15 protein-coding genes are annotated in these 18,038 nt (G+C 39.8%); 9 read left to right on the top strand and 6 right to left on the bottom strand.

What is annotated here, in order from left to right; translation table 11 throughout:
* Positions 1 to 229 precede the first annotated feature (229 nt).
* Positions 230 to 1,453, top strand: coding sequence for a selenium metabolism membrane protein YedE/FdhT (gene yedE / locus AC979_RS06105; RefSeq protein WP_049373378.1), 1,224 nt, complete (start codon positions 230 to 232; stop codon positions 1,451 to 1,453).
* Positions 1,454 to 1,494: 41 nt separating this feature from the next.
* Positions 1,495 to 1,764, top strand: a complete 270-nt coding sequence (gene yedF / locus AC979_RS06100; RefSeq protein ID WP_049373377.1) for a sulfurtransferase-like selenium metabolism protein YedF — start codon at positions 1,495 to 1,497, stop codon at positions 1,762 to 1,764.
* 101 nt (positions 1,765 to 1,865) lie between these two features.
* Here yedF and AC979_RS06095 read toward each other — a convergent pair whose 3' ends face one another.
* The 6 genes from AC979_RS06095 to rsmI form a co-directional block, all read right to left on the bottom strand.
* A complete protein-coding gene (locus AC979_RS06095; protein ID WP_049373376.1) occupies positions 1,866 to 2,705 on the bottom strand; it encodes a hypothetical protein in 840 nt (279 codons plus the stop codon).
* Between the two features lie 78 nt (positions 2,706 to 2,783).
* A complete protein-coding gene (locus AC979_RS10565) occupies positions 2,784 to 3,149 on the bottom strand; it encodes a hypothetical protein (protein ID WP_049373375.1) in 366 nt (121 codons plus the stop codon).
* Positions 3,150 to 3,298: 149 nt separating this feature from the next.
* The gene (gene pntB / locus AC979_RS06085) at positions 3,299 to 4,678 is read right to left on the bottom strand and encodes a Re/Si-specific NAD(P)(+) transhydrogenase subunit beta (RefSeq protein WP_049373374.1); all 1,380 of its coding nucleotides are present in this window, start codon (positions 4,676 to 4,678) and stop codon (positions 3,299 to 3,301) included.
* Between the two features lie 10 nt (positions 4,679 to 4,688).
* Positions 4,689 to 6,230 (bottom strand): Re/Si-specific NAD(P)(+) transhydrogenase subunit alpha, encoded by a 1,542-nt coding sequence (gene pntA / locus AC979_RS06080; RefSeq protein ID WP_049373373.1) that lies wholly within the window; start codon positions 6,228 to 6,230, stop codon positions 4,689 to 4,691.
* Between the two features lie 308 nt (positions 6,231 to 6,538).
* On the bottom strand, positions 6,539 to 7,987 hold the full coding sequence (gene tldD, locus AC979_RS06075) for a metalloprotease TldD (RefSeq protein ID WP_049373372.1): 1,449 nt from the start codon (positions 7,985 to 7,987) through the stop codon (positions 6,539 to 6,541).
* An 80-nt stretch (positions 7,988 to 8,067) separates the two neighbouring features.
* Positions 8,068 to 8,916, bottom strand: a complete 849-nt coding sequence (gene rsmI / locus AC979_RS06070) for a 16S rRNA (cytidine(1402)-2'-O)-methyltransferase (RefSeq protein WP_049373371.1) — start codon at positions 8,914 to 8,916, stop codon at positions 8,068 to 8,070.
* A gap of 69 nt (positions 8,917 to 8,985) precedes the next feature.
* On the opposite strand from rsmI, the gene AC979_RS06065 reads away from it, so the two are divergent.
* The 7 genes from AC979_RS06065 to lysS all read left to right on the top strand — a co-directional run bounded on the left by AC979_RS06065 (position 8,986) and on the right by lysS (position 17,911).
* Complete coding sequence (locus AC979_RS06065) at positions 8,986 to 10,707, top strand: penicillin-binding protein activator (protein ID WP_049373370.1); 1,722 nt, start codon at positions 8,986 to 8,988, stop codon at positions 10,705 to 10,707.
* Between the two features lie 3 nt (positions 10,708 to 10,710).
* A complete protein-coding gene (locus AC979_RS06060) occupies positions 10,711 to 11,070 on the top strand; it encodes a YraN family protein (protein WP_049365807.1) in 360 nt (119 codons plus the stop codon).
* A 12-nt stretch (positions 11,071 to 11,082) separates the two neighbouring features.
* Positions 11,083 to 11,667, top strand: coding sequence for a D-sedoheptulose-7-phosphate isomerase (locus AC979_RS06055; RefSeq protein WP_049365806.1), 585 nt, complete (start codon positions 11,083 to 11,085; stop codon positions 11,665 to 11,667).
* 84 nt (positions 11,668 to 11,751) lie between these two features.
* On the top strand, positions 11,752 to 12,333 hold the full coding sequence (gene dolP / locus AC979_RS06050; RefSeq protein ID WP_049373369.1) for a division/outer membrane stress-associated lipid-binding lipoprotein: 582 nt from the start codon (positions 11,752 to 11,754) through the stop codon (positions 12,331 to 12,333).
* 274 nt (positions 12,334 to 12,607) lie between these two features.
* On the top strand, positions 12,608 to 14,878 hold the full coding sequence (gene nrdA / locus AC979_RS06045; RefSeq protein ID WP_049368852.1) for a class 1a ribonucleoside-diphosphate reductase subunit alpha: 2,271 nt from the start codon (positions 12,608 to 12,610) through the stop codon (positions 14,876 to 14,878).
* 94 nt (positions 14,879 to 14,972) lie between these two features.
* On the top strand, positions 14,973 to 16,103 hold the full coding sequence (nrdB, locus tag AC979_RS06040) for a class Ia ribonucleoside-diphosphate reductase subunit beta (protein ID WP_014065539.1): 1,131 nt from the start codon (positions 14,973 to 14,975) through the stop codon (positions 16,101 to 16,103).
* A gap of 299 nt (positions 16,104 to 16,402) precedes the next feature.
* Positions 16,403 to 17,911, top strand: coding sequence for a lysine--tRNA ligase (gene lysS, locus AC979_RS06035; protein WP_049373368.1), 1,509 nt, complete (start codon positions 16,403 to 16,405; stop codon positions 17,909 to 17,911).
* Positions 17,912 to 18,038 lie beyond the last annotated feature (127 nt).

Genomic DNA, 18,038 nt, shown 5'->3' with positions numbered 1-18,038 from the left:
TTCTATCAATATTTAGACAGACAGTAAGTCTGTCTAAATCCTAAATTACCCACAAATAATTATCCCTCCCCTCGTGCATTGCCAAAAAACAAATGCTATTATCTTGCTCGACAATTCATTTGTCTTATATCGCAAGTTTTGTGTATAGGAAAATGGCAGACACTTCAAAATATCTTCATTTTATACCTCACTTGCAAATCATCATTTCAATTTAAGGATTTATTCACTAATGAAAGAGATTTTGCAGCAATTCAAACAAAATTATCTGATCAAATACTGGAATCCTGTCGCTGCAGTTATTGCTGCTGGGCTCATTTCAGCTTATTACTTTGGGGTAACTGGCACTTATTGGGCAGTTACTGGGGAATTTACCCGTTGGGGCGGTCATGCTTTGCAAGCGCTAGGCGTCGATGTGTCCGACTGGAGCTATTATAAAATTATCGGCATGCAAGGCACGATCTTCACCCGTATTGATGGCGTGATGATTTTAGGTATGTTCGCCGGTTGTATTTCTGCTGCACTTTGGGCAAATAATGTAAAATGGCGTAATCAACCACACAAACGTCGTATTGTTCAAGCCCTTATTGGTGGTGCATTAGCCGGTTTCGGTGCACGTTTAGCGATGGGTTGTAACCTTGCTTCTCTCTTCACTGGTATTCCACAATTTTCGGTTCACGCTTGGTTCTTTACCATTGCGACTGCTGTAGGTACTTATGCAGGGGTAAAAGTCACCTTACTTCCGATATTCCGCGTGAAATTAGAATTGAAAAAAGGCGCTGCAAAATTACAAGAAACTGACCCGAAACAAGCTAATCGTCGTTTCTGGATTGGTATGGTTGTCTTTTTTGCCTATCTTATCGCTTCCCTTTATGTGATGACAAACTCCGTCAAACTGGGCTTTGCAATGCTTTGTGGTTTAGCTTTCGGCTTATTAATTGAACGTGCTCAAATCTGCTTTACTTCTGCTTTCCGTGATTTATGGGTAACAGGCCGTGCTTATATGGCAAAAGCGATTATCTTCGGTATTATCGTGGGTACGCTTGGCGTATTCAGCTACATTCAATTAGGTGTGCCAGCCAAAATCATGTGGGCAGGCCCAAATGCGATTATCGGTGGTTTATTATTTGGCTTCGGTATCGTATTAGCGGGTGGATGTGAAACCGGTTGGATGTATCGTTCAATGGAAGGTCAAGTTCACTTTATGTGGGTGGGCTTAGGCAATGTTATCGGTTCAACTTATTTAGCCTATGCATGGGACGATCTTGCCCCTGTGCTTGCGTTAGATTACGAAAAACTTAACTTATTGAAATCCTTTGGCCCAGTTGGTGGTTTATTAGTGAATTACGGCTTGCTTATTCTTTGCTTAATTGCCGTAGTTTGGTGGGAACGCCATTTCTTGAAAAAAGCCAAAGCAAAAATCGCCGCAGCAAATCCACAAGCTTGTGGTTGCTAATTAAATATTAACGAATTCATTCAAAAAAAGAGGACATTATTATGGCATTTACCGTTGTTCAAAAATTAGATAAAGATCCAAAAGACATCACCCCAGATTATACGTTAGATACGCTAGGTGAACCTTGCCCGTATCCAGCGATCGTGATGCTCGAAACTATGCCACAATTACAAAAAGGCGAAATTTTAGAGCTATTAAGTGACTGTGCCCAATCCATCAACAACATTCCTATTGATACTAAAAACCACGGTTACACACTATTAAGCGTGGAACAAGATGGCACTAAATTACGCTATTTGATTCAACGTTAATGTAAAAAGTGCGGTCAATTTTGACCGCACTTTTATATTTTTTAGCAAGACACATCTGATAAAAAACAACTCCATTTTACTATCAGTGCTTACATTGAAGCCTATTCATAATACTCATATTGATAAGTTTTTTTGGTTTTCCATACACCATCTTTGTTATAGATTATCTCTTCAATAACATTGCCATGTTTATCAAATTGGTATGATACGGTTATCCAGTTGATGCGTATTCCAACGCTAAACATTTCACTTTTTAATAAGCGATGATTTTTATCAAAAGAATTTTTCACACTATTGATAAAAACGTTTAAAGATTCGGTAAATGAACCATCATTTTCGTAATGATAAATATCGCAATCTTTTTCTACATTATCTTCAATACGACATATTTTGCTCAGTTTACCATTCTCATAGTCGTATTTTTTTATATCTGATGTTGTTTTATTCTCTACATCATACTCTTGAGTTTTGAGCAAAGTACCCGCTTTATCATAAAAATGTTCTTTATATGAGGATGAAAAATCTGGTGTGTCCTTATATTCCACAAACTGCACCACACCACTACCATCCTGATTTTCTAAATAACGATAAAATTTGCTAAAGGTTTTGAGCTCTGGATTAGTTTCAGTTACATTGTCATCTTGAATTTCTAATAATCGATTCTGATCATCATACTTATAGTAACGAATTGTGATCTTTTCTTTATCAAAAAGAACGCCCTGTTCCTTTTCTTTTATCAAAAAGCCTTGTTCGTTATAAAAGCTATCTAGATAACTTACTGTCCCATTATCGGGCAAGACTGAATTACCTTCATCCTTGGATTTAATTGATTTCACTTTTCCTTGCAAATGATGTTTTGTCCAGTCATTCTCAATTGGAAATAATGCGAAAGCAGAAGTTGAAAAAGAAAAAAGCAATAAGAAAAATAAGGATTTATTCATAAAATTCTCTTTAAAAATTAAATACTGAATAATTCTAAATAATTACAAGAAAAATTCAATAAACGAAAGTTGTGATACCTAATACTTACCCCAAGGCTTAGCATCAGGCTTGCTGTGTTTTTTTCGCCATTGGGTACATATTGGACTATCCCACATTAGTCTTTCTTCACAAACCGGACCGCCTTCTAGATACCAACCTTTTTTCTCTAAACAAAGATTCACTTCTGGATTAACACTTTCACCGGTAACAAAATCCATACCGCAATCCTTCATATTTTTTTCTTTTCTATCAACATATTTAGTTAAAACATTAGGATCTGATTCAGGGAATAATGCATCTGCATTACGCAAACGCCAATGATAATATTGTGGTGCTGGCTTAAATCCGCCAAAAGAACAACCAAACAAAGTTAGAGATAATAATAGTAGTAATATAAATCTCATTTTATAGCTCCCTCGCCTATTTTGATTTTGGGAAGTTAGTGTATTACTTCTTAAAGTTCGGTTATTTAATCATATACGCACTTAAAAACATACAAAAAAACCGCACTTTAATTTCTCAAAGTGCGGTTAGTTTTACGTCAGTTTTTTGCTTATTTGTTTAATGCTGTAAGAATGTCATCAACACGTTCTTTTGCATCACCAAAGAGCATTTGAGTGTTTTCTTTGAAGAATAATGGGTTTTGAACGCCTGCGTAACCTACCGCCATAGAGCGTTTGAATACGATAACGTTTTGTGCTTTCCATACTTCTAACACCGGCATACCGGCGATTGGGCTGTTTGGATCTTCCATTGCAGCTGGGTTTACGGTGTCGTTTGCACCGATAACCAATACCACATCGGTATCTGCGAAATCATCATTGATTTCATCCATTTCAAGCACGATGTCATAAGGCACTTTTGCTTCTGCTAAAAGTACGTTCATATGACCCGGTAAACGACCTGCAACAGGGTGAATACCAAAACGCACGTTAATGCCACGTTCACGCAATTTCGCTGTAATTTCAGCCACTGGATATTGCGCTTGTGCTACCGCCATACCGTATCCTGGTGTGATGATCACAGAGTTTGCATTTTTGAGTAATTCAGCCACTTCTTCTGCCGTTGTCTCACGGTGCTCACCTTGTTCTTCATCAGAAGACACTTGAACATCATTACCAAAACCACCTGCGATAACGCTGATAAATGAGCGGTTCATCGCTTTACACATAATGTAAGAAAGAATCGCACCAGAAGAACCCACTAATGCACCGGTAACGATAAGCAAGTCATTGCTTAACATGAAACCCGCTGCAGCTGCTGCCCAACCAGAATAAGAGTTAAGCATTGAAACCACAACCGGCATATCCGCACCACCGATAGATGCCACTAAATGCCAGCCGAATGCAAGGGCAATCGCGGTCATGAGTAACACTGGGAAGATATTATCTGGGTTGTTCAAGAATGCCACCATCAAGAAAGCAGAAACCACTAATGCCGCTAAATTTAATTTATGGCGATGTGGCAACATTAATGCTTTTGAATTGATTTTGCCGCTTAATTTACCGAATGCGACGATAGAACCCGTGAATGTTACAGCACCGATGAAGATCCCTAAGAATACTTCAACGTTATGGATATTCATTAACACAGGATCAGTTTCGTGTGTTAAGCCGTAGCTGTTAAAGCCTACGAGCACTGCGGCTAAACCCACAAAGCTGTGAAGAATCGCAACAAGTTCAGGCATTTCAGTCATTTCAACTTTTAATGCACGTTGAACACCAATCACGCCACCGATGATCATCGCAATGATGATCCATAATGTGCCTTCTGATTGCGGGCCGAAAATGGTTGCAACAAGGGCAATTGTCATACCGACAATACCATACCAACAACCGGCTTTTGCCGTTTCATGTTTAGAAAGACCGGCTAAGCTCATAATGAAAAGTAATGCAGCGATAATATAGGCTGCTTGTACTAAACCTTCAGACATCGTCTTCTCCTTAACCTTTTCTAAACATCGCCAACATACGTTGGGTTACACGGAAACCACCAAAGATGTTGATGCTTGCCACCAAGATTGCCACAAAGGCTAATACATCAATAAAGAAGTTGCCTGTTGGTTGTCTAATTTGCAGTAATGCACCCACAATGATAATACCTGAAATCGCATTGGTTACCGCCATAAGTGGGGTGTGTAAAGCGTGGCTGACGTTCCAAACCACGTAGTAACCAACTACACAAGCCAATACGAATACGGTGAAGTGAGAAAGGAATGCCGCTGGCGCCACAGATGCAAGCCAGAGGAATAACACACCTACACCCGCCATCACACCGTATTTGATGCGAGGATCTGCTGGTTTTTCTTCCTCTTTTTTAACCGCACTTTGTGCCGCTTTCGCTTCTTGTTTTGGCTGTGCTGACACTTGGATTTGTGCTGGTGGAATTTCTTCCCCATCACGTACCACAGTCACACCGCGTAATACCACATCGTCAAAATCGATATTGATCTTGCCGTCTTTTTCTTTACAAAGTAGTTTTAATAAATTAACTAAGTTTGTACCGTAAAGTTGGGAAGATTGTGTTGGTAAACGACTTGGGAAATCGGTATAACCAATGATTTTCACTTGGTTTTCAGTGGTGACAACTTTACCTGCTTCAGTGTAAGCACAGTTACCGCCTGTTGCAGCCGCTAAGTCCACCACCACAGAACCTGGTTTCATGGAATCAACCATTTCTTTCGTAATTAAGCGAGGGGCTGGTTTACCTGGAATCGCTGCAGTGGTAATAATGATATCCACTTCTTTGGCTTGTTCCGCATAAAGCTCCATCGCGCGACGGTTAAATTCTTCTGACATCACTTTCGCGTAACCATCGCCGCTACCGCCTTCTTCTTTGAAATCAATTTCTAAGAAAGACGCGCCCATACTTTGTACTTGTTCTTTTACTTCTGGACGAGAGTCAAAAGCACGTACAATCGCACCAAGGCTATTAGCTGCACCAATCGCAGCAAGACCAGCTACACCCGCACCAATGACTAACACTTTTGCTGGTGGCACTTTACCTGCTGCAGTAATTTGTCCAGTGAAGAAACTACCAAATTCATGAGCGGCTTCAATCACCGCACGATAACCAGAAATATTCGCCATAGAGCTTAATGCATCAAGCGCTTGCGCACGGGAAATACGAGGCACAGAATCCATCGCTAATACATTAATTTTTTTCGACGTGAGTTTTTTCATTAAATCCGGATTTTGTGCGCGCCAAATGAAGCTCACAAGTGTTGCACCTTCCTTCATTTGATCAATTTCTGCATCCGTTGGTGGATTCACTTTAAAAATTATATCCGAATGCCACACTTCTGAACTTGAGCCAATTTTTGCGCCGGCGTCGATAAATGCTTGGTCTTCAAAACTTGCTTTAAATCCCGCATTGTGTTCTACGATGACGTCAAAGCCCAGTTTTAAGATCTGCTGAACCGTTTTTGGCGTCGCCGCCACACGATTTTCGCTCTCAAGCAGTTCTCTAGGTACACCAATTAACATAAATGTTTCCCTCTGGTTGATGAAATTTCAGACAAACTCACGCCTGTCCCTGTCTCTTAAATGACAAAAAGTCATGCAACGATAAATGTATCACTTATTATGGTTATTTGGGGAATTTTTTTAACTGGTTTTACAAGATATTGTGATAGGGATCATAAAAGAATCGAGAGAAATGTGTAGTGTGTTTAACTTTTAGCCTAACGAAATAATGATTCATCAGAAACTAATTAATCAAAAATAGATGAAAAACTGACCGCACTTAGAAAGAAGATAATAAAAAGCCCGATATGATTTATCGGGCTATATGATTAATTTGTTCCACCAACGGTGATTTCATCAATTTTCAAGGCGGGTTGCCCAACACCGACCGGTACACTTTGGCCATCTTTGCCACAAACACCGATACCAAGATCTAAGTCGGTTTCATCCGCGACCATAGAGACTTTTTGCATCACATCAATACCGCTACCAATCAACGTTGCACCTTTAACGGGTTTGGTGATTTTGCCTTTTTCAATAAGATAAGCTTCAGATGTCGAGAACACAAATTTACCTGAGGTGATATCCACTTGCCCACCACCGAAGTGCGGTGCATAAATACCGCGATCCACAGAAGCGATTAAATCATCAAATTTACTTTGACCAGCCAACATATAGGTATTCGTCATTCGCGGCATTGGCAAATGTGCATAAGATTCACGACGACCATTCCCTGTTGGTTTAACGCCCATTAATCGCGCATTGAGTTTATCTTGCATGTAACCTTGCAAAATCCCGTCTTTGATTAAAACGTTGCACTGACTTGGCACGCCTTCATCATCAATGGTTAAAGAACCTCGGCGGTTTTGTAATGTGCCGTCATCCACAATCGTACATAATGGCGACGTCACCAACTCACCAATTTTACCCGTAAATAAGGAACTTTCTTTGCGGTTAAAATCCCCTTCTAAACCATGCCCCACTGCTTCATGAAGCAATACGCCCGGCCAACCGGCTCCCAATACCACAGGCATTAATCCTGCCGGTGCCGCGACCGCACTTAGATTCACAAGGGCTTGACGAACCGCTTCTTTTGCAAAGTTAACGGCACGAATATCCCCATTTACCACTTCAAAGAACCAATCTAAGCCAAAGCGTCCCCCTGAACCACAGCTACCGCGCTCACGTTTACCATCTTCTTCCACGAGAACTGAAATGGATAAACGCACAAGCGGGCGAATATCTGCGGCAAGTGTGCCATCTGTTGCGACCACTAATACTTCTTCATAAATCGAACTTAATGCGGCGGAAACATGAGTAACACGAGGATCTTCAGATCGAGCTGTACGATCCACGAGATGCAATAACTCGATCTTTTTCTCTTTGCTTAAACTTTCTAATGGATTAATCGCTGCATAACGCTGAACCGCATTCACCGCATTAAATGCTTGAGGCGAGATTAAATTGCCTTCTTTAATTTGTGCAATACCTTTTACGGCCTCCGCACACTGTTGTAATGAGGCTAAGTTAATTTGATCAGAATACGCAAAGCCTGTTTTCTCGCCAGAAACTGCGCGTACACCAACACCGCGATCAATATGAAAGCCACCTTCTTTAATAATACTATCCTCTAATACCCAGCTTTCATCTTGACTTAATTGAAAATAAAGATCTGCATAATCAATATGACGATGTGACATCACATCAAAAATATTAAGCAATGATTGATGAGATAAATTGCTTGGTGCAAGTAAGGTATCTGAAACCTGTTTTAACATTTGTTCTCCGACATTTATAAAATTTAATTCTGCCAAATCTCCCCTCACCCCTCTTTGCCAAAGAGGAGGATAGTTTTTGACTAATCTAAATTATCCAATCCAAATTGGTATAAGGCATTTTTCTTATAACCATAAAGTTCTGCCACAATCGCAGCCGCTTTTTTTAAGGGTAATTCTTTGGCGATCAAGGTGAGTGCTTTAATTGCTTGTGGTGCAAATTCTTCGGTATCTTCTGATTTTGGTTTACCTTCCACGATTAACACCATTTCACCTTTCGTGCGATTCGGATCTTCACTTAACCATTGACGAAGAGCACTTAATTTATCCCCAGTAATGGTTTCCCACGTTTTCGTAATTTCACGGGCAAGTACAACATAGCGTTCGCAACCTAATACCTCTTGCATATCAGCAAGGGTATCTAAAATGCGGTGAGTTGATTCATAGAAGATTAAAGTGCGGTCTTCTTCCGCAACGTTTTCTAACTTATCCTTACGCGCCTTGGTTTTCGCAGGTAAAAAACCTTCAAAGCAAAAACGGTCAGATGCGATGCCCGATGCACATAATGCCGTAATTGCCGCACAAGCACCGGGTAATGGCACCACTTTAATGCCTGCCTCACGACATTGACGCACTAAATGAAAACCCGGATCGCTAATTAAGGGTGTCCCTGCATCGGAAATTAATGCAATATTGGTGCCTTGTTTTAGCTTTTCTACCAATACATGAGCTTTTTCTTGTTCGTTGTGATCATGCAAGGCGAAAAAAGGCTTTTTGATACCATAATGGCTGAGCAACAAACCACTGTGACGCGTGTCTTCCGCGGCAATTAAATCCACTTGTGAAAAGGTCTCTAAAGCACGTTGTGTAATATCTTGTAAATTCCCGATTGGCGTAGCGACAATATATAAAATTCCGGTTAAATCATTCATTTTTGTTTGCTTTTACATTGTGAGATAAGTAAGATCGCCCATTATTGATTTATTCATTATGGAGCGAATATGTCTATTCTATTACAAGGCGGTCGTTTTAAAAAACGTTTAATGCCGATTTTATTGTCTGTTGCGTTAGCAGGTTGTTCCAACTTATTTGGCAGCAGCTTTACCCAAACATTACAACGTGATGCCAATGCAAGTTCTGAATTTTATATGAACAAATTAGGGCAAACACAGGATAAAGAAGATCAACAAACATACAAACTCTTAGCCGCTCGTGTATTAATTTCTGAAAATAAAGTACCCCAAGCGGAAGAGCTATTAACGGAGTTAGTTGACTTAAACGAAGCACAACAATTAGATCGCACGTTAATTGAAGCGCGCATCGCCGCAGCAAAAGGCAATAATGATGTTGCTGAAGGTAAATTGCGTGCACTCGATCTGACTAAATTAAGTCCATCACAAAAATCTCGTTATTACGAAACCTTTGCTCAAACAGCTGAAAATCGTAAAGACGTGATTGAAGCGGTGAAAGCGCGTATCAAAATGGATGAAAACTTAACAGACATGCAACGTCGTAAAGATAATGTTGATAAAACGTGGTCGTTACTTCGTTCTGCGAATACTGCTGTCATCAATAATGCCTCTGATGAAGGTAGCGTGGCATTAGGCGGTTGGCTCACCTTGATTAAAGCTTATAACGACAACATCCGTCAGCCAGTACAATTAAGCCAAGCGTTACAAAGTTGGAAATCCGCTTATCCAAACCACGTTGCGGCAACCTTTTTCCCTAAAGAGCTAGAAAGCTTGTTGAACTTCCAACAAACGAATTTAGCTCAAATTGGTTTAGTCTTACCTTTAAGCGGCGATGGCCAAATTTTAGGTACAACTATCCAATCAGGTTTTAACGATGCAAAGGGTGATTCAACAATCCCTGTACAAGTATTTGACTCATCAACTACACCGATCAATGACATTATTGCACAGGCAAAAGCATCGGGTATTAAAGCGTTAGTGGGTCCATTACTTAAACAAAATGTTGATGCCATCATTGCGAATCCTAGCGCAGTACAAGGCATGGATGTGCTCACATTAAATGCAACAGCAAATACTCAAGCAATTAACCAAGTCTGTTATTACGGTTTATCTCCAGAAGATGAAGCAGAGTCTGCGGCGAACAAAATGTGGAAAGATGGTATTCGCAATCCAATCGTTGCCATGCCGCAAAATGATTTAGGACAACGTGTTGGTAATGCTTTCAACGTACGTTGGCAACGTTTAGCGGGTACAGATGCGAATATTCGCTACTACAACTTACCGGCTGATATTACCTACTTCTTCCAAGGTGCACCGCAAGATACAAGTGCACTTTATGTCATCTCTTCACCAGATGAATTGGCTGAAATTAAAGGTTATTTAGATACCAGCAATCCGAATGTCCGTATCTATGCAAGCTCTCGTTCTAATGCGGCAAGTAATACACCAGAATACTATGCGAAAATGAATGGCGTTCAATTTAGTGATATTCCATTCTTTAAACAAAGCGATTCTTCACAATATCAAAAAGTGGCTGGCTCAACCGGTGGTGAATTCCAATTAATGCGTTTATATGCAATGGGTTCTGATGCATGGTTGCTCATCAATCACTTTAATGAATTACGCCAAGTACCAGGTTATACCTTAAGCGGTTTAACCGGTCAGCTTAGCGCGGATTCAAACTGTGATGTGGATCGCGATATGACATGGTATCAAGTACAAGATGGTAACGTGGTAGCGGTTGCGAACTAATCCATGTTTTCATTAAAACGTCAACAAGGGGCGGGCTTTGAACATCAAGCCCGCCTTTTCTTAGAGGCTAAGGGGCTTAAATTCATCGCGGCGAATCAACATTTCAAATGCGGTGAATTAGATCTCATTATGCAAGACGGACAAACTATTGTATTTGTTGAAGTTCGTCAACGATCCAGCTCAGCATTTGGATCTGCTGTTGAAAGTGTGGATTGGCAAAAGCAACAAAAATGGCTAAATGCCGCAAATTTATGGCTTGCCAAACGTAACCTAAGCCTTGAAGATGCGGATTGTCGTTTTGATCTTATCGCCTTTGGAAAAACCGCCAGTGATATCCAATGGATTCCTAATTTTCTCGATTAACCTTTTCCGATTATGTTACAAAAAGTTAAAGATATTTATAGCGAAAGTATTCAGATTCAAATCTCTGCTTCGAGTCTATTATCAGAAAACATTGCCACCGCCACACAAATGGTGATGCAATGTTTATTAAGTGGTCATAAAGTGATTGCCTGTGGTGTCGCTCGTTCTTACGCGAATGCGCAATTCTTAGTGTCAAATTTGCTTAATCGTTATGATTTTGAGCGCCCTAGCCTGCCATCCGTACATCTTAGCCTTGAAAGTGCGGTCGGTTCTTCACTGGTTTTTGATCAACCTATCGATCAGCTTTATCAACATCAATTTAACGCTATCGCTAAACCTGGCGATTTATTAATTGCCTTTGCGCCGCTTGGTACAGAAAAAGCGGTGCTGAATACGATTGCGAATGCCGTCAATAAAGAAATTCAGGTCATAGCCTTAACCGGTGCAAACAATGATGCGATTCAAGGTGTGTTAGCTGAAGCGGATTTAGAAATCTCTATTCCGGCGACGAAAGAAGCGCGCATTTTGGAAAATCATTTATTCGTCATTAATGCACTGTGTGAGCTTGTTGATAGCACGCTTTTCCCAAGAGCTTGACATTAAAGGCTTTTCCAACCAAACTATTTCTAAAATTAATTGACTAATTAATTAACTCACTCATTTATAAAAAGGAGATTAATGATGAAATTAACCCCATTTAAAAAACTCGCCTTCGTACTTGGTGCATCTATTATGTTACAAGGCTGTGTGGCTGCTGTACTTGGTGGCGCGGCTGCAGGTGCTAAAGTTGCAACAGATCCTCGCACAATGGGTACGCAAGTCGATGATGAAACCCTAGAAGTAAAAGTTGAAAATGCATTAGATAAAGATGCACAAATTAAATCAGAAGGTCGTGTACATGCCGTTTCTTATAGTGGTCGTGTATTATTGATTGGTCAAGTGCCGAGTGAAAGCGTCAAAGAAACCGCGACCAGTCTTGCAAAAGGCGTGGACGGTGTGAATGACGTCTATAACGAATTACGTGTAGGCAATAAAATTAACTTTGGTCAAATTACCAAAGACAGCTGGATTACCACACAAATTAAATCAAAACTCTTCGTGGGCGATAATGTAAAAGCCACAGATGTGAAAGTGATCACCGAAAATGGTGAAGTATTCTTACTCGGAAACGTCACTCAATCACAAGGTGACTCAGCAGCAGAAATTGCAAGTAAAGTTACCGGTGTTCAAAAAGTCGTCAAAGTATTTAAATACTTGAATTAATTAAATTTTTAAACTTTAAAGTGCGGTCAAAAATTATCTCGTTTTTGACCGCACTTTTTTCTTTACAAAGATTTACAAAAAAGATCCTGCCTAAAAAAACATCACTTGAAAGATAAGTCATTTATTTTAAATGACTTATCTTTTGTCAATAATGTAAGTAAAAAATTTACTGCTTGAATTCAATTTTAAAACACTCTATCTTGTGCACCGTCATTTTCCACAACACTATATCTTGTGTTTTATTAAATTCATTTCTCTAGTAGGTTTATCTCCCATGAACAAAGGATTAATGGTTACAAAGCGCGATGGTACGCTTGAACAAATCAATTTAGACAAAATTCACCGTGTGATTACTTGGGCGGCTGAAGGCTTGGAAAACGTCTCAGTTTCTCAAGTTGAATTGCGTTCTCATATTCAATTTTATGAAGGCATTCGTACGTCTGATATTCACGAAACGATTATTAAAGCAGCAGCAGACCTAATCAGCAAAGATACCCCTGATTATCAATATCTTGCTGCACGCCTTGCCGTTTTCCATTTACGTAAAAAAGCGTATGGCCATTTTGATCCGCCTCGTTTATATGATCATGTGAAAAAATTAGTGCGTATGGGCAAATATGATCCTGCCCTTTTAGCCGACTATACTCGTGAAGAATGGGATGAAATGGATGGGTTTATTGATCACTGGCGTGATATGACCTTTTCTTATGCCGCAGTAAAACAATTAGAAGGGAAATACTTAGTTCAAAACCGTGTAACCGGTGAGATTTATGAATCTGCACAATTCCTTTATTTATTAGTTGCAGCGAGCTTATTCTCAAAATATCCACAAGAAACCCGTTTGGATTACATTCGTCGTTTCTATGATGCGACCTCAACCTTTAAGATTTCTTTACCAACGCCTATTATGGCCGGGGTTCGTACACCTACGCGTCAATTCAGCTCTTGCGTATTGATTGAATGTGGTGACAGCTTAGACTCTATCAATGCTACCTCTGCAGCAATCGTGAAATACGTTTCACAACGTGCAGGTATCGGGGTGAATGCAGGTGCAATTCGTGCGTTAGGTAGCCCAATTCGTGGTGGCGAAGCATTCCACACTGGCTGTATTCCATTCTATAAACATTTCCAAAGTGCCGTCAAATCTTGTTCACAAGGTGGCGTACGTGGTGGTGCGGCGACAGTTTACTACCCGATTTGGCACTTAGAAGTTGAAAGCTTATTAGTATTGAAAAATAACCGTGGTGTGGAAGATAACCGTGTTCGTCACATGGACTATGGCGTACAGTTAAACAAATTAATGTATCAACGCTTAATTAAAGGCGCAGACATTACTTTATTCAGTCCTTCAGATGTACCTGGACTTTATGAAGCTTTCTTTGCTGATCAAGATAAATTTGAAGAACTTTACGTGAAATACGAACAGGATCCAAACATCCGCAAACGTTCTGTAAAAGCCGTTGAGTTATTCTCTTTATTAATGCAAGAACGTGCATCAACCGGTCGTATTTATATCCAAAACGTGGATCACTGTAATACTCACTCACCGTTTGATCCGCTTGTTGCGCCAGTGCGTCAATCTAACTTATGTTTAGAAATTGCATTGCCAACTAAACCATTACAACATTTCCATGATGAAAATGGTGAAATTGCCCTTTGTACACTTTCAGCGTTCAACTTGGGTAAATTAGATGATTTAGACGAGTTAGATAACCTGGCAGATCTTGCAGTACGTGCATTAGATGCATTACTAGATTACCAAGACTACCCTGTTCCTGCGGCGAAACGTTCTTCATTAGGTCGTCGTTCACTTGGTATCGGTGTAATTAACTATGCGTATTACTTGGCGAAAAATGGCGTGCGTTATTCAGATGGCTCAGCGAACGATTTAACTCACCGTACATTTGAAGCAATTCAATACTATCTATTGAAAGCCTCCATGAACTTAGCAAAAGAATTAGGTGCATGTGAATACTTCAATGAAACCAATTACGCGAAAGGTATTTTACCAATCGATACCTATAAGAAAGATATCGATAGCTTAACGCAAGAACCATTGCATTATGATTGGGAAACTTTACGTCAAGAAATCAAAGAATTCGGTTTACGTAACTCGACCTTAACCGCATTAATGCCGTCAGAAACCTCTTCACAGATTTCTAACGCAACAAATGGTATCGAACCACCACGTGGTCATGTAAGTATTAAAGCATCAAAAGATGGTATCTTAAGACAAGTGGTACCGGATTATGAAAACTTAAGTGATAACTACGAGTTGCTTTGGGATATTCCAAGCAATGATGGTTACTTACACTTAGTAGGTATCATGCAAAAATTCGTGGACCAAGCGATCTCTGCAAATACCAACTACGATCCAAAACGTTTTGAAGACGGTAAAGTGCCAATGAAAGTGTTGTTAAAAGATCTTTTAACCGCTTACAAATACGGCTTAAAAACCCTCTACTATCAAAACACCCGTGATGGTGCGGAAGACAGCCAAGAAGATTTAGATGACGGCTGTGCAGGCGGGGCTTGTAAGATTTAATCATTTAGGTGGGCTTGTTTACAAGTCCGCCTTTTGATATTTTAGGCAATCAATCATTAAGTGGGTAAAAGCCCGCTATAAGTAAGGATATAATATGGCATATACTACTTTCTCACAAACTAAAAACGACCAATTAAAAGAGCCGATGTTCTTTGGTCAAAACGTTAACGTTGCGCGTTACGATCAACAAAAATATGAGACGTTTGAAAAGCTCATTGAAAAACAACTTTCTTTCTTCTGGCGTCCGGAAGAAGTGGATGTGTCGCAAGACCGTATCGACTATGCCGCGTTACCTGAGCATGAAAAACATATTTTCATCAGTAACTTAAAATATCAAACCTTATTAGATTCGATTCAAGGCCGTAGCCCGAACGTCGCATTATTACCGTTAGTGTCTATTCCTGAATTAGAAACCTGGATTGAAACTTGGACCTTCTCTGAAACCATCCACTCTCGTTCTTACACACATATTATTCGTAATATTGTGAACGATCCATCTATCGTATTTGATGACATCGTGACAAACGAAGAAATTATCAAACGTGCACGTGATATTTCTTCTTACTACGATGATTTAATTCGTGATAGCCAACTTTACAGTCTATATGGCGAAGGCACTTACACCGTGGATGGCAAAGAATGTGTGGTGACATTACGTAACCTAAAAAAACAACTTTACCTTTGCTTGATGAGTGTGAACGCACTTGAAGCGATTCGTTTCTATGTATCTTTCGCTTGTTCCTTTGCCTTTGCAGAACGTCAATTAATGGAAGGTAATGCGAAAATTATTAAATTTATCGCTCGTGATGAAGCCTTACACTTAACCGGTACACAGCACATTTTAAACATTATGGCTGCAGGTCAAGACGATCCTGAAATGGCAGAAATTGCGGAAGAATGTAAACAAGAAGCCTATGATTTATTCTTAGCCGCAGCGGAACAAGAAAAAGAATGGGCAGATTACTTGTTCAAAGACGGTTCAATGATTGGTTTAAATAAAGACATTTTAGTGCAATACGTGGAATATATCACTAATATCCGTATGCAAGCCGTTGGTCTTCCATTACCATTTGGTGCACGTTCAAACCCAATTCCATGGATTAACGCATGGCTTGTTTCTGACAACGTACAAGTGGCACCACAAGAAGTCGAAGTGAGTTCTTACCTTGTTGGTCAAATTGACTCTAAAGTCGATACCAATGATTTCGGTGATTTCGATCTTTAATTAATCATGCGATACAAAGAGCGGTCAATATTTTCATCGTTTAAAACCTTTGAAAAATTGACCGCTCTTTTTGTTTGCATACACGGTAAACCGGATTCAAGAGACAAAGATAAAATTATCTTATGTGGAAAAGAGGTACCATTCCATCTCTACCACTCCAATTCCGACAACTTTCTGGATAAAAAGGATAACTTAATTAAAAAAGGCTTAACAAAAAACAATGCTATAGGTAGAATAGGAAAATTCTGTTTATTATTAAATAAATCACATTCTAAGTAAAAACTAACGAGGTAAAGGATATGTCAGAGCAAGAAGTAAAAGAATTAGATCTCCATGGCGAAATGCTCGTTCGCCGTGAAAAATTAGCCGCATTACGCGCAAAAGGTAATGCGTTTCCAAACCAATTTCGTCGTGACGCCCTTGCCCAAGATTTACATGATAAGTACGAAGTTGAAGATGGTGAAGCATTAAAAGAAAAAGCCATTGAAGTGGCAGTTGCTGGTCGTATTATGACTCGTCGTGCAATGGGTAAAGCCACCTTTATTACCTTGCAAGATATGAGTGGCAAAATTCAATTATACGTTGCTCGTGATAACCTTCCTGAAGGCGTTTATGCGGAAGATGTGGGTAGCTGGGATTTAGGCGATATTATTGGGGTGAAAGGTACGCTTTTCAAAACCAAAACAAATGAATTAACCATTAAAACAACTGAAGTACAACTTTTAACAAAAGCACTTCGTCCATTACCAAACAAATTCCATGGCTTAACAGACATGGAAGCGCGTTATCGTCAACGTTACTTAGATTTAATTTCTAATGAAGAATCTCGCCGTACATTTATTATTCGTTCAAAAGTGGTTGCGGGTATTCGTGAATTCTTTATTTCTAAAGGTTTCATGGAAGTGGAAACTCCAATGTTACAAGTGATTCCAGGCGGTGCATCTGCTCGTCCATTTATCACTCACCACAACGCATTAGATGTTGATATGTATCTTCGTATTGCGCCAGAACTTTACTTAAAACGTTTAGTGGTTGGTGGTTTTGAACGCGTATTCGAATTAAACCGCAACTTCCGTAATGAAGGGGTTTCTGTCCGTCATAATCCAGAATTCACCATGCTTGAATACTACCAAGCTTATGCGGATTATCATGATTTAATGGATAACACCGAAGAATTATTACGTAAATTAGCGATTGATATTCTTGGTACAACCATTGTGAAATACGGTGATTTAGAATTTGACTTCGGCAAACCGTTTGAGCGTATCACATTACATGATGCGACCATTAAATACGGTGCAGATAAAGGTATCGTAAGAGAAGATCTTTATGACTTCGATCGTGCAAAAGCAACCGCTGAACGCTTAGGTATCGAAGTACAAAAATCTTGGGGCTTAGGCTCTATCGTAAATGCAATCTTTGAAGAAGTGGCTGAACATCACTTAATTCAACCAACTTTCTTAATGGCGCATCCAGCAGAGATTTCTCCACTTGCACGTCGTAACGATGAAAACCCAGAAGTAACAGACCGTTTTGAATTGTTCATCGGTGGACGTGAAATTGGTAACGGCTTCTCAGAATTAAACGATGCCGAAGACCAAAATGAACGTTTTGATGCGCAAGTTGCAGCGAAAGAAGCAGGTGATGATGAAGCGATGTTTAAAGATGATGACTTCGTTGTGGCACTTGAACACGGTTTACCACCAACAGCAGGTGAAGGTTTAGGTATCGACCGCTTAGCAATGCTTTATGCTAATGCACCATCTATCCGTGATGTGATCCTCTTCCCTGCAATGCGTCAAAAATAATTAAATTGAAATAACATAAAAGGAAGTCTATTGACTTCCTTTTTTATTGTTTAAAAGTGCGGTCATTTTTTACCGCACTTTCATAAAAAAAGAGATAACTGCTTTCACCGTTATCCCTTTTACATTC

The organism is Parahaemophilus parainfluenzae, assembly GCF_001053575.1.
GTDB lineage: Bacteria > Pseudomonadota > Gammaproteobacteria > Enterobacterales > Pasteurellaceae > Haemophilus_D > Haemophilus_D parainfluenzae_S.
Note: the sequence above shows the minus strand (reverse complement) of the source record. Positions and strands in the feature narration are given on the sequence as shown.

Bases quoted from the DNA above. Each gene is read 5' to 3' on its own strand.
- rsmI (WP_049373371.1), bottom strand. From the start codon at position 8,916: ATGAATGATTTAACCGGAATTTTATATATTGTCGCTACGCCAATCGGG.
- yedE (WP_049373378.1), top strand. From the start codon at position 230: ATGAAAGAGATTTTGCAGCAATTCAAACAAAATTATCTGATCAAATAC.
- nrdA (WP_049368852.1), top strand. From the start codon at position 12,608: ATGAACAAAGGATTAATGGTTACAAAGCGCGATGGTACGCTTGAACAA.
- AC979_RS06055 (WP_049365806.1), top strand. From the start codon at position 11,083: ATGTTACAAAAAGTTAAAGATATTTATAGCGAAAGTATTCAGATTCAA.
- yedF (WP_049373377.1), top strand. From the start codon at position 1,495: ATGGCATTTACCGTTGTTCAAAAATTAGATAAAGATCCAAAAGACATC.
- dolP (WP_049373369.1), top strand. From the start codon at position 11,752: ATGAAATTAACCCCATTTAAAAAACTCGCCTTCGTACTTGGTGCATCT.
- AC979_RS06065 (WP_049373370.1), top strand. From the start codon at position 8,986: ATGTCTATTCTATTACAAGGCGGTCGTTTTAAAAAACGTTTAATGCCG.
- AC979_RS06060 (WP_049365807.1), top strand. From the start codon at position 10,711: ATGTTTTCATTAAAACGTCAACAAGGGGCGGGCTTTGAACATCAAGCC.
- AC979_RS06095 (WP_049373376.1), bottom strand. From the start codon at position 2,705: ATGAATAAATCCTTATTTTTCTTATTGCTTTTTTCTTTTTCAACTTCT.
- AC979_RS10565 (WP_049373375.1), bottom strand. From the start codon at position 3,149: ATGAGATTTATATTACTACTATTATTATCTCTAACTTTGTTTGGTTGT.
- pntA (WP_049373373.1), bottom strand. From the start codon at position 6,230: ATGTTAATTGGTGTACCTAGAGAACTGCTTGAGAGCGAAAATCGTGTG.
- pntB (WP_049373374.1), bottom strand. From the start codon at position 4,678: ATGTCTGAAGGTTTAGTACAAGCAGCCTATATTATCGCTGCATTACTT.
- tldD (WP_049373372.1), bottom strand. From the start codon at position 7,987: ATGTTAAAACAGGTTTCAGATACCTTACTTGCACCAAGCAATTTATCT.
- lysS (WP_049373368.1), top strand. From the start codon at position 16,403: ATGTCAGAGCAAGAAGTAAAAGAATTAGATCTCCATGGCGAAATGCTC.
- nrdB (WP_014065539.1), top strand. From the start codon at position 14,973: ATGGCATATACTACTTTCTCACAAACTAAAAACGACCAATTAAAAGAG.